This window comes from Arthrobacter sp. Dra40 (assembly GCF_059091905.1).
The window spans coordinates 1-11,064 of the sequence record NZ_JBNHHB010000173.1 but is presented as its reverse complement, the minus strand read 5'-3'; the positions used below and the strand labels follow the sequence as shown (position 1 = coordinate 11,064).

At 67.7% G+C, this 11,064-nt stretch carries 12 protein-coding genes; 4 read left to right on the top strand and 8 right to left on the bottom strand.

Annotated elements, in window-relative coordinates:
- Positions 1-86 precede the first annotated feature (86 nt).
- Complete coding sequence (locus AC5RWT_RS29660) at positions 87-1,031, bottom strand: YflT domain-containing protein (RefSeq protein WP_494083329.1); 945 nt, start codon at positions 1,029-1,031, stop codon at positions 87-89.
- A gap of 163 nt (positions 1,032-1,194) precedes the next feature.
- On the opposite strand from AC5RWT_RS29660, the gene AC5RWT_RS29655 reads away from it, so the two are divergent.
- From AC5RWT_RS29655 to AC5RWT_RS29645, 3 genes are read left to right on the top strand one after another with little or no spacing between them, the layout of a single operon-like run.
- The gene (locus tag AC5RWT_RS29655) at positions 1,195-2,472 is read left to right on the top strand and encodes a magnesium transporter MgtE N-terminal domain-containing protein (protein WP_494083328.1); all 1,278 of its coding nucleotides are present in this window, start codon (positions 1,195-1,197) and stop codon (positions 2,470-2,472) included.
- Positions 2,465-3,064, top strand: a complete 600-nt coding sequence (locus AC5RWT_RS29650) for a DUF1003 domain-containing protein (protein WP_493966333.1) — start codon at positions 2,465-2,467, stop codon at positions 3,062-3,064. The genes AC5RWT_RS29655 and AC5RWT_RS29650 overlap by 8 nt, the downstream gene beginning before the upstream one ends.
- 3 nt (positions 3,065-3,067) lie before the next feature.
- Positions 3,068-4,219, top strand: coding sequence for an Mrp/NBP35 family ATP-binding protein (locus AC5RWT_RS29645; RefSeq protein ID WP_494083327.1), 1,152 nt, complete (start codon positions 3,068-3,070; stop codon positions 4,217-4,219).
- A 66-nt stretch (positions 4,220-4,285) separates the two neighbouring features.
- Here AC5RWT_RS29645 and AC5RWT_RS29640 read toward each other — a convergent pair whose 3' ends face one another.
- From AC5RWT_RS29640 to sigE, 3 genes are all read right to left on the bottom strand, one after another.
- A complete protein-coding gene (locus AC5RWT_RS29640) occupies positions 4,286-4,708 on the bottom strand; it encodes a twin-arginine translocase TatA/TatE family subunit (RefSeq protein WP_494083326.1) in 423 nt (140 codons plus the stop codon).
- 110 nt (positions 4,709-4,818) lie between these two features.
- On the bottom strand, positions 4,819-5,889 hold the full coding sequence (locus tag AC5RWT_RS29635; protein ID WP_494083325.1) for an anti-sigma factor family protein: 1,071 nt from the start codon (positions 5,887-5,889) through the stop codon (positions 4,819-4,821).
- An 8-nt stretch (positions 5,890-5,897) separates the two neighbouring features.
- Positions 5,898-6,503 (bottom strand): RNA polymerase sigma factor SigE, encoded by a 606-nt coding sequence (gene sigE / locus AC5RWT_RS29630; protein ID WP_493966337.1) that lies wholly within the window; start codon positions 6,501-6,503, stop codon positions 5,898-5,900.
- 300 nt (positions 6,504-6,803) lie between these two features.
- Between sigE and AC5RWT_RS29625 the strand changes: the two genes are divergently transcribed.
- The gene (locus AC5RWT_RS29625; RefSeq protein WP_494083324.1) at positions 6,804-7,436 is read left to right on the top strand and encodes an O-methyltransferase; all 633 of its coding nucleotides are present in this window, start codon (positions 6,804-6,806) and stop codon (positions 7,434-7,436) included.
- A gap of 43 nt (positions 7,437-7,479) precedes the next feature.
- Here AC5RWT_RS29625 and AC5RWT_RS29620 read toward each other — a convergent pair whose 3' ends face one another.
- The 4 genes from AC5RWT_RS29620 to AC5RWT_RS29605 form a co-directional block, all read right to left on the bottom strand.
- Positions 7,480-9,081 carry a leucyl aminopeptidase family protein gene (locus AC5RWT_RS29620; RefSeq protein WP_494083323.1) on the bottom strand — a complete coding sequence of 534 codons (1,602 nt, stop codon included), beginning with the start codon at positions 9,079-9,081 and terminating at the stop codon, positions 7,480-7,482.
- 12 nt (positions 9,082-9,093) lie between these two features.
- Positions 9,094-9,273, bottom strand: a complete 180-nt coding sequence (locus AC5RWT_RS29615; RefSeq protein ID WP_127511285.1) for a DUF3117 domain-containing protein — start codon at positions 9,271-9,273, stop codon at positions 9,094-9,096.
- Between the two features lie 172 nt (positions 9,274-9,445).
- Positions 9,446-10,690: a hypothetical protein gene (locus AC5RWT_RS29610; protein ID WP_494083322.1), complete on the bottom strand. Its 1,245-nt coding sequence runs from the start codon at positions 10,688-10,690 to the stop codon at positions 9,446-9,448.
- Positions 10,687-11,064: DivIVA domain-containing protein (locus AC5RWT_RS29605; RefSeq protein WP_494083321.1), on the bottom strand; the 378-nt coding region annotated here is incomplete at its 5' end. The genes AC5RWT_RS29610 and AC5RWT_RS29605, both read right to left, overlap by 4 nt.

Sequence of the window (11,064 nt, the reverse complement as noted above, 5' to 3'; positions counted from 1 at the left end):
GGGATCCGCCGTTTGCCACGGCGGATCCCTTGCTGCCTTTGCGGCTGTACGCCCGGGCCGGCGGTGCCGGCGCGAAGCGGAGCAGGTTAGGTGCCGGGACGGTCCTCGTCTCGGGAGGGACCTTCGGTGCCCTCCACCGCAGTCTGGCTGCTGCCAGCCTGGGCATCGCCGGTTGGCAGCGGCTCGCCGGCCTGCTGCGGCTGCGGGGTCTGCTGCTCCGGAGTCACACGTATCCCATACTGCGGACGGCCGTCCGGCAGGTCCGGGTAGCGTCCGCGCACGGGCAGGCCCGGAACCCCCGGCTGTTCCGGCGCGGGCCCTGCTGCCGGCCGGACCGGGCCGGACTGCGGCTGGCCGGACTGCGGCTGGCCGGGCTGCGGCTGGCCGGGCTGCGGCTGGCCGGGCTGCGGCTGGCCGGGCTGCCGGTAGGGATCCTCGCCCCACTGGGAGGGCCGCTCGGGTGCTTGCGGCTGCGGGCCGGCAGGTGGCTGCTGGCCAAAGGGAGCCTGGCCGGGATGCATCTGCGGCCCCGGACGTGCTGTTCCGGCCATCGGCAGCTGCGCGGCCAGCCGCCGCGCTTCATGGGCCACCTCGGTGGCCACCACCACGTCATAGCTGGTGGCGATGACTTGGTTGGTGGAGGTGAAATCCCGTTTGCCGCGCTGCAGCGCATAGGAAATGATGCCGAACAGCATCCAGAAGGCCGCGCCCATGGCCATGGACGAAATCAGCAGCACATAGGTTTCCCCGCCGCCGAACAGCATCAACAGCAAGCCCACGAACAGGCCGAACCATGCTCCGGTGGCTGCGCCGGACAGGGCCACCCGCGGGTAGCTAAGCTTTCCGGTGACACGCTCGACGGTTTTGAGATCGTTGCCGACGATGGTGACGTGCTGGACAGGGAACTCCTCGTCCGCCAGGTAGTCCACGACCTTCTGGGCATCCAGATAGGAACGGTAGTTACCAATCAACTCGCCCTGTGGAAGGGTACGGCTGAGGTCCCGGGAATCTGCACGTCCAAGCATCGACATACCCTCATTGTCGCTGATATAAGCGCCGGATAGTCCGGGTATCGCTTCAGGTGAACGTGCGAACCCGCTCTCACCCCGTTTTCCGCCCGCCGGAGGCCCTTCAACCCCGGAACGACTGCCTGCCGGATCCCGGATTTCGCGGGCCAGCACGTAGCCTAAAGGGGTGAGCACTAAAACCAACCGAGTCTTCGTAGCCCGGCTGCTCGGCCTGGACGTCTTCGACCCGCTCGGAGACCGCCTGGGCCGGCTGCGCGACGCCGTCGTCCTCGACTACGGCCCTGCCCGGCCGCCTTTGGTCGTCGGTCTGGTGGTTGAGGTTCCCGGTAAAAAGCGCGTTTTCGTCCCGATGACCCGAATCACTTCGATCAGCGCCGGGCAGATTATCTGCACCGGGCTGGTCAACCTGCGCCGGTTTGAACAGCGCGGCGCCGAAACCCTGGTGGTCGCCGAAATGTTCGACCGCCGCGTCACCCTCGCCGACGGCAGCGGTGATGCCACCATCCTGGACATCGGCATGGAACAGTCCCGCGACGGCGACTGGTATGTCTCCCAGCTCTTCGTGCGGCGCGGCCATTCAACCTCGCCGCTGCGCAGTTTGCGCCGCAACGAAACGCTGATTGTGGACTGGAACGAGGCCTATCAGGGCGCCCGCCACGAACCGCAGGCCGCCACCACGTTCGTGGCCAGCCATGAGGACCTCAAGCCCGCCGACTTCGCCGAGGCACTGCACGAGATGACGCAGAAGCGCCGGCTGGAAGTCGCCAGCGAGCTCCAGGATGACCGGCTGGCGGATGTGCTTCAGGAGCTGCCGGACGACGACCAGGTGCAGATCCTGACCTCGCTGGATGCCGAACGTGCCGCCGTCGTGCTGGAAGAAATGGACCCGGACGACGCCGCCGACCTGCTGGCCGAGCTGCCGGAGGAGCAGAAGGAAGAGCTCCTGCAGCTGATGGAGCCCGAAGAAGCCAGGGACGTCCGGCGGCTGCTGGAGTACGAGGAAAACACCGCCGGATCCATGATGACGCCGGTGCCGGTGATCCTGCCCCCGGAAGCCACGGTGGCCGAGGCTCTCGCGCATGTGCGCCGCGAAGAGCTCACCCCGGCGCTCGCGTCGGCTATTTTCGTCTGCCGGCCGCCGCTGGAGACACCCACCGGAAAATACCTGGGCGTGGTCCACATCCAGCAGCTGCTGCGCTATCCCCCGCCGGAAGCACTTGGCAACATCGTGGATTCGGACTTGGAGCCGGTGCTCGACCTGGCCGATGTCAGCGACGTGGCGCGCACGCTCGCAACCTACAATTTGAATGCCTTGGCAGTCGTCAACAGCGCCGGCCGGCTGGTCGGTGCCGTCACCGTTGACGATGTCCTGGATCATTTGCTGCCCGACGACTGGCGGGCACAAGACGACTCCCCCGTGATTGGAGGTGGACGCATTGGCTGAGAAGACCGAGCGGAAAATCAACGTGGCGGGACTGGACACCCCGCGCGAAACACGCGTGCGCCTGCTGGTCCGCCTCAGGCCGAATCCGGATTATTTCGGCAAGGCCACGGAGTCCTTCGCCCGTTTCATGGGCACCCCGCAGTTCCTGATGTGGATGTCGGTTTTCTGTCTGCTCTGGCTGGCCTGGAACACGTTCGGACCCGAACACCTGCGCTTCGACAGCGCCGCGCTGGGCTTCACGGCGTTGACCCTCATGCTCTCGCTGCAGGCCTCCTACGCCGCTCCCCTGCTGCTGTTGGCGCAGAACCGCCAGGACGACCGGGACAAGGTCTCGCTGCAGCAGGACCGTCAGCGCGCGGAACGCAACCTGGCGGACACCGAGTACCTGACCCGCGAACTGGCCGCACTGCGGATCGCCATCCGCGAGGTGGCCACGCGTGACTTCGTCCGCAGCGAGCTGCGCTCGGTGCTGGAAGAACTGCTGGACGACGAGTCCGGGGACGAACGCCGCCGCGGCCGGCGCCGGCCCGCCGATGCCACCATCTCGCTGCCCAAGCTGCCGCCGCCCGGAAGCGGCGGCCAGGAGAACTGATGCATGACTGATCCACACCTGTCGCAACACCCGGATCCGGCCGCCGTAAGGCGCGCGCTGGGAACGGTGATCGACCCGGAGCTTCGCCGTCCCCTCGCGGAGCTGGGCATGCTCAAGGACGTCCGGATTGACGACGCCGGAGTGGTCACCGTCGGCGTGCTGCTCACCATCGCCGGGTGCCCGCTGCGCAGCACCATCACCGCCGATGTGGAACAGGCGCTGGCCGCTGTCCCGGGCGTGTCCGGGGTGGCGGTCGAGCTGGACGTGATGACGCCCGGGCAGCGCAACGACCTCAAGGAGCAGCTGCGTGGGTCCGGCCGCGGCAATCCATTTGCCGATCCCGCTTCGCTTACCCGCATCTACGCCGTGGCGAGCGGCAAGGGCGGGGTCGGCAAGTCCAGCGTGACCGTCAACCTCGCGTGCGCCATGGCGGCGCAGGGGTTGCGCGTAGGCATCATCGACGCAGACGTCTACGGTTTCTCCGTGCCGGGGCTGCTGGGCATCACGCAGTCTCCCACCCGGGTGGACGAGATGATCCTGCCGCCGGTCGCTCACGGGGTGAAGGTCATTTCGATCGGCATGTTCGTGGCGGACAACCAGCCCGTGGCCTGGCGCGGGCCCATGCTGCACCGGGCGCTGGAGCAGTTCCTCACGGACGTCTACTTCGGCGATCTCGATGCGTTGTTCCTGGACCTTCCCCCCGGCACCGGGGACGTGGCCATCTCGGTGGCGCAGCTGCTGCCGTCATCGCAAATCCTCGTCGTGACGACGCCGCAAAGCGCCGCGGCCGAAGTGGCCGAACGTGCCGGGGCCATTGCCGCGCAGACCGGTCAACAGGTGGCGGGAGTCATCGAGAACATGTCCTGGCTCGCCTTGCCCGACGGATCGAAGATGGAAGTCTTCGGCTCGGGCGGCGGGATGGCCGTCGCCGAGCGCCTCAGTGCCGTGCTGGAGACGCCGGTACCGCTGCTGGGAAGCATTCCCCTGGAACCGGCGCTGCGGGCGGGCGGCGACGCCGGCCACCCGATTGTCCTGGACGCTGAGGAAGGCTCCGGCGCCGAAGAGGCAGCAGCCGAGCTTCGCCGGATCGCAGCGGATTTGGCGGCGCGTCCGCGCGGGCTGGCCGGCCGGGAGCTGGGCGTTTCCCCGCGCTAAGCCCTGCCGGATTCGGCCAAGCCCACCCTCCTGATCCCGCACGACGGCGGTTGAGCCGCGTATGGGTCAGGTCGCCTCGGTATCGAATGGCGCGGGTTCGTCCGCGGCCAGCTGGACCTGCGGCTTGGCCGGCGGACGCGCCGTCGCTTTCGGGCCGGTGGACGCTGCCGCACCGGCTGCTGTTGCGGCAGCCGCGGCCACGGCGGGGGGCGCCGGTGCCGGACGCGGTGCTTCATCGTCGTCCAGCAAGGCTTCTTTGATAATCCGGCGAGGGTCGTATTGCCGGGGATCGAGCTTCCGCCAGTCCATGTCGACAATGTCGTCGCCGACCTCTTCACGCAGCTGTTCTTTAGCTCCGGCGGCCATCGTTTTGAGCTGTTTGACGAAGCGGGCCAGTTGGGCTGCGTATTCGGGCAACCGCTCAGGTCCAAGGATCACCACGGCAAGGATTGCCAGGATGATCAGTTCTGAGCCATTGATTCCAAACACGATTGAAGATTACCCGTTCGCCGTACCGGTCAGCCACTTGGCGCCGCAACGCGCCCCGGGGCGCCGCCGCTCACTGCACGGGTGTGGCCGCGTCCTTTCCATGCCGCGGTTCATCCGGCAGGAGGCGGGCTGATCATCATGCCGAGCCCCCGGATGACGCGGCTGAGCGGATCGTCCGCCGGTGACTGAGGCGACTGCTCCAGACGGGAGTTTTCCGTCAGGACCACCTGGCTGACTGCCTTGGGCATGTCGGCCATCGGGAGGTCGGACCACAACGTATACGTCACCTCATCGGAATCGAGCACCACGGTCCACTCCTCACCTCCCCGCACCCAGACCTCGCGGTTCAGGCCGGCGACTTCGCGGAAACCGTCCATGGTCACGGAGTGCCCGGTGATGGCGTTCACCGGCGGCGCAGCCGGGGCCGTCTGCTCCGCTTTCGCGGCCATGTGCCGTTGTTCAGTGACGACGATCCGGCGGCTGCCGTCGCGCAAATCCATCCTGACGGCCGGCTGGCCGTCGACGATCATCTGTTCGGCACTTTGCATACGGTAGCCAAGCCCGAGCAACAGCGGACAGGTCCAGCCGCTGCGTTGCAGTTCCTCGAGTGCAGCACTGTCCATGGCGATCGACCGGGCAGTACCCGCGTGCGCGGAAACGGGTGCCCACACTTTTCCAGCGGCTGGGTCCGTTCCGGGGGCCGTGTGCCGGGCTTCACCACCCAGGAGGAAAGCTGCGGACAAGGTCAACACAGCACAGCCGCCCAAGACGCCGCCGGCCACAGCCAGCACGCGTCCGGGCCTTTTGCCGCGGTGAGCCGCTGCGCGGGGGCCGGCAGCCGGCGTGGAGGCAGCGGTACCGGACGGCCCGTCGGCACCGGCGGCCACGGACGGGGAGGTCCGGCCTTCCGACGCCAGGGAATGCACGGTTTCGGGCGGGCCGGGTTCGATGCTGTCCGGCGTGCCGCTGTTCGGCTGGCCGCAGCGCAACAGCCTCGCGGTCAGGTCCTCGCCGGGGGGCGGCACTTCCATCGAGCGCAGGCGGTCCTGGATCTGACGATACTCCTCGACACTCCGGCGGCAGCGCGGGCAGCGTTCAAGATGGCGCTCAAGGGCAGGACGGCGATCGTCGGGAAGTTCGCCGTCGAGGTACTCCGCCAGTTCTCTATCCGGGTGGAGCATCGCAGCGATCAGTGGGCTCCGGCGATCCGCGGCAGTTTCAGGCGGGGGCGCTTGCCGCCGGGATCGCGGTGGGCAAGCTTTTCCCGCAGCATCGTCCTGCCGCGGTGGATGCGCGACCGGACGGTGCCCAGCTTGACACCCAGCGCCGCGGAGACCTCGTCGTAGGACAGGCCCTCCAAATCGCACAACACCACGGCGGCCCGGAAGTCGGGCGGCAGTTCTTCGAGGGCGGCCTGCACATCGATGTCGAGATTGTTGAATTCGAAACTGCGTTCAGGGCCTGGATCCTTGCCGGGCAGCCGGGCCTCGGCTTCCTCGCTGAGCCCGTCGAACCGAATCCTGCTCTTGCGCCGGGCTTGGTCCAGGAAGAGATTGGTGGTGATCCGGTGCAGCCAGCCGTCCAGGGTCCCGGGCTTGAAGTTCTCCAGCGACCGGAAAACACGGACAAAGACCTCTTGGGTGAGGTCCTCGGCGTCGTACCGGTTTCCGGTGAGGCGGAAGGCCAGGCGGTATACCTTGGCGGAATGGTTGCGGACCACTTCATCCCAGGTCGGAGCAACCCATTGCTCGTGGCCCGCCGCGGCGTCGGGTGCGGCGTCCTGAAGCTTCGTCATGGTCCTGCCCCTTTCTCGGCCTGGCCTGCATCCCGCCCGCCGTCCTTGGCGTGCGGATGCGGCGCACATGCTTCCGGTCTGTCACGGCGTCCCGGGTAATTATCTTGGCCCAGAAATCTGGGAGAACTCTGTAAAGAGGCTGCACAAACACCCGCAACTTCTGCCGGGCGGCGCCGGCCGCCCGGCAATGGCCTGCCGTTCCCGCCGCGGGCGCGGAAAGCACGCCTTTTGTGGCAGTAGGCTTGGCACTGCGGCCCCGCGCCGTTCCCCTGAAGACATGTGAAGAGAAAGCGATGTTCAATGAGTGCCGACAAGCAGACGAGTTGGTCCTACACGGAGGGGCTTCCCGCCGAGGATGACGTCTTGCTGAGAGCCCGTGAACGTTCCCATGAGCTGGGGGTAGCAGCTGTCAGCACCGGCGTCGGCGCGGCTCTGACCGTCCTTGCCGCGGGATCCAAGGCCCACACAGTGGTGGAGATCGGTTCCGGCGCCGGCGTGTCCGGAGTCTGCCTCCTGCGCGGACTGCCCCAGGCGGCGGTACTGACCACCATTGACGCGGACGTCGACCATCTGCGCGCGGCACGCCAGGCCTTCGCCGACGCCGGCATTCCGGGCAACCGCACCCGCACCATCTCCGGCCGCGCGGCCGACGTGCTGCCGCGGCTGACCGACAACGCCTATGACCTGGTTTTCGTCGACGCAGACAAGCCCTCCTACCCGCAGTATGTGGAGCAAGCCGTCCGGCTGCTCAAGCGCGGCGGCATGCTCATTGTCAACGATGCGCTGGACCGCGACCGGGTCTCGGACCCGGCCATTCGCGAAGAGTCCACCACTACCCTGCGCAAGGTCGGCAAGGCCATCCGGGACAACGACCAGTTGCTGTCCACCATCCTGCCGACCGGCGACGGACTGCTGCTGGCCGTCAAGCACTGACGAACGGATACGCCGTGCTGCCGACCGGCGCCCGCCTCGGCCCTTAGCCGCGATAGGAGCGCAGGAATGACAGCAGCAGCCGGGCACCGTATCCGGTGGCGCCCTTCGTGACCTCAGCCTGGTCGGAGTCGGCGCGGGCCGGTCCGGCGATGTCCAGGTGGATCCACGGACTGGCGCCAACGAACTCGCGCAGGAACAGCGCTGCAGTGATTGATCCCCCGCCGACCTTCGACTTCTGCGAAGCGATGTGGGAAATGTCGGCGATGCCGGACTCGAGCGCAAAACCGTACTCGGCCGCCACTTCGTCCAGCGGCATGTGCCAGACCCGCTCCCCGGACGCTTCGCCCGCGGCTTCGAGGGCACGCACCAGCGGCAACTGCGTGCCGTAGAGCGCCGCATGCTGCTTGCCCAGCCCCATCGACGCGGCACCGGTGAGGGTGGCGATGTCCACGAGGACGTCAGGCTGCAGCCGCGCCGCGGCGTAAGAAAGGCCGTCAGCCAATACCATGCGTCCCTCGGCATCCGTGTTGCCGATCTCGACCGTGGTGCCGTTGTAGACGGTCACCACGTCGCCCGGCCGGTAGGAGCCGGCACCGATGGAGTTCTCGGCCAGGGCAAGCAGGCCGGTGACGCGGTTTGGCACACCCAGCTCCGCGGCCGCAGCCAGCACCGCCATCACGACGCCGGCGCCGGCCATGTCGGTCTTCATCGGCACCATGGGTTCGCGGGGTTTGAGCGACAGGCCGCCGGTGTCAAAGGTGATGCCCTTGCCGACGATGACGACGTGCTTGGTGTTCTCGTCCGCCGCTGAGGGCGTGTAGTCCAGCTGCACCAGCCGCGGCGGAGTCAGGGAGGCCGATCCCACCGCCAGCAGTCCGCCGAACCCTTCCGCGGCCAACTGGTGCTCGTCCCAGATGCGGATCCCGAGGCCGCGGGCAGCGGCAAGACGCCCGGCCTGGGCAGCCATCCACTCCGGGTTTTTGACGTTGGAGGGCATGTTCGCCAGATCCCGTGCCAGCCAGGTGGCCCGGGCACGCGCTGCTGCCGTGGCCGCCGTCTGGTCCGCGATTCCGCTGAGTTCCAGCAACGCAGCCATGGGTTTCGGCGCGGCCGAAGTGCCCGCGCGCGGAGGCCGGTAGCCGCCGAGCATGAATCCCTCAATGAATGCCTGCTGCAAATCTTCCGGCAGGCTGTCGACGGCGGTGCTGCGCACACATTCGGCGCCCATTGTCGCCTTGGCCAAGGCAGCTCCGGCCTTGCGCAGCTCCGATCCGCTGCCGCCGCCCAGGCCTATCAGGACCAGACGCGGGGGAAGGACCCCGCTCTCCGGCGGTGCCGGCACCGCCAGCACCTCGCCGGCCTTGCCGGACACCCCGTGCAGCTCCGCCAGGGCTGCAACATCCGCACCGAAGCCGGCCGCCGCTTCCGCGGCACCGCGGCGAGGCTGCGGCGTGATCCCCTCGGTGCTGCCGTCACCGGCGGCAATGGGCACCGCGAGCACAGTAGCGCCGGCGGCGCCCTGGACAGGCGACTGGCCGCGACCGAGCGCTGGCAGTACCCGGACCTGCGCCATCGGCGGATCAATCAGGGCCAGCTCAAAACGGCGGGCGGTCTGTTCCTCAGCGGTGGCAGGAACGCGGCTCACAGCAAACGGTTCCTAGCTTGCCACGTCGCTGGTGACACCGAGCAGGCAGTCCTTGAGGTTGCCGGCTTCCTCCGCGTTGAGTTCCAGCACCAGACGCCCACCACCGTCGATGGGGACCCGCAAGATGAGGCTGCGCCCCTCCTTGGTCACTTCCATCGGACCGTCACCGGTACGCGGTTTCATCGCAGCCATCTGGGAATTCCCTTCCGCCATGGGGCAGACCGATCGGTAATCGTCTTGCCCGCCAACCTCACATCGGCAGCCCTTAAGTGCAGGCAGCCATGTCCAACCACTTCCCATTATCGCGTACATCACAACCGGTTGCTAATTTTCCGACACGCAGTGCACAGGCAGCGGCCTGTGGTTACGGCGGATAGTCGCCGCCTCCGGGCAGTGGAGCCCACGACCAGAGCCAGGTGACCCACACAATTTGCCCGGCGAGGAACATCACCGCCAGGCACACGCGGTAGGCGCGGCTGCCCGAGACGAAGGCCGCCGCCAGCGCCAGCGGAAAGAGCGGAAGCAGCAACCGGAAGGTGCTGGTCTGCGGGTGCAGGAAGGCAAGCAGGTAACCCAGATAGCAGACGCACCACAGCCTAAGGTCCGCGCCGATGCTCCGGGCCGGCGCAGTGCAGAGGAACCAGGCGGCCCCACCCACCAGCAGCAGCGGGGCAATCATTCCGCCCAGCGGCCCGAACAAGTTAACGCCCATGTCGAACCAGGGTTTGAACAGGATCAAGTCCTCGCCACGCCACGCAGTCTCTGTGTCCGTGTAGGCGGTCAGCTCACCGGTCACCGACCAAGCCAGCACCGGCCAGGCCACCGCAGCGCCACAGCTCACCAGCGCAAGGGCAGCCGCGCGGAGGAATTCCGGGGTGTCCAGCGGATCGCTACGGCGTTGCTTGATCCGCCACAACAGATGGAGACCGGCGAGCGCGGCAAACGGCACGCCAACGGGCCGCGACAGGCACATCAGCACGACCACCGGAAGTGCCGGCACGTACTTCCGCCGCACCAGCAGCAGCAGCGCGGCGGCCAGCAACGCCAGGTTTAACGACTCCGCATAGGGCACTTGCAGGATCGGCGAGACCGGAAAGACCGCGACGAAGGCCACGGCCCACAGCGCGGTGCCGTGGGCTGCATAGTGGCGGAAGAGCTTGTAGATGACCAACGCCGCGACAAACCCGGCGATGGTAGCCACCAAGGGAGCGAGAAGCTGCCAGTTCAGCCCGGTGACTGTCGCCAGGCCACGGACAATGCCGGGGAAGAGCGCATAAAACGCCCACTGATTCTCAACGGCCCGCCCGTCCGGCCCGCGTGGAATCTCCGCTGGATAGCCCTCCAGATACACCTGCCGGTACCAGGCACTGTCCCAAATGCCGATGAAGGACAAATAGTCCGGATGCGCGTCCGTCCACGGGTTCGGGCCCTGTTGCCGGGCCACCGCGAGAAACACCAGCAGCGAATAGACCCGGGACAGGGCATAAAGCACGCTGACCTGGACCCACCAAGGCCAGCCGGTTACCCGGCGACGCCAGAACAAAAGCTCCGCGTGTGCTGCCTCCAGGAGCACCCGCGTCCGCGGAGGGCGGTCCTGCACCCCGGTCATCCTTCCCGGCCCGGGCGGGCACCGCCGTCGCGCCTTGGCTGTGGGTGGCTCAGGTGCCGGATCAGCCGCTCCTTCGCGCCCAGCTCCGCCCGCAGGACGTCGAGCACTTCGTCGACCTGGTCCATCCTGTAGCCGCGCAAAGCCGTGGAAAACCGCACACTGTCCAAGTCTTCTGCCCGCGGATGCTCCGGCAGCAGGACCGGGGGCAACCGGGCCTCATGCTCGCTCAGGCCACGCACGGCTGCCACGCGCCCGCGCTCCCAGCCATCCCCGGCAGCCGCTTCACCGATTGCCGCCTTCTTCCGGCCCCGGCGTCCAGACGCGGCCACGGCGGCGGCGCCTGCAACGGCAATGGCAAGAAAGACCAGGAATGC

Bases quoted from the DNA above. Each gene is read 5' to 3' on its own strand.
- AC5RWT_RS29625 (WP_494083324.1), top strand. From the start codon at position 6,804: ATGAGTGCCGACAAGCAGACGAGTTGGTCCTACACGGAGGGGCTTCCC.
- AC5RWT_RS29610 (WP_494083322.1), bottom strand. From the start codon at position 10,690: ATGACCGGGGTGCAGGACCGCCCTCCGCGGACGCGGGTGCTCCTGGAG.
- AC5RWT_RS29645 (WP_494083327.1), top strand. From the start codon at position 3,068: ATGACTGATCCACACCTGTCGCAACACCCGGATCCGGCCGCCGTAAGG.
- sigE (WP_493966337.1), bottom strand. From the start codon at position 6,503: ATGACGAAGCTTCAGGACGCCGCACCCGACGCCGCGGCGGGCCACGAG.
- AC5RWT_RS29635 (WP_494083325.1), bottom strand. From the start codon at position 5,889: ATGCTCCACCCGGATAGAGAACTGGCGGAGTACCTCGACGGCGAACTT.
- AC5RWT_RS29660 (WP_494083329.1), bottom strand. From the start codon at position 1,031: ATGTCGATGCTTGGACGTGCAGATTCCCGGGACCTCAGCCGTACCCTT.
- AC5RWT_RS29615 (WP_127511285.1), bottom strand. From the start codon at position 9,273: ATGGCTGCGATGAAACCGCGTACCGGTGACGGTCCGATGGAAGTGACC.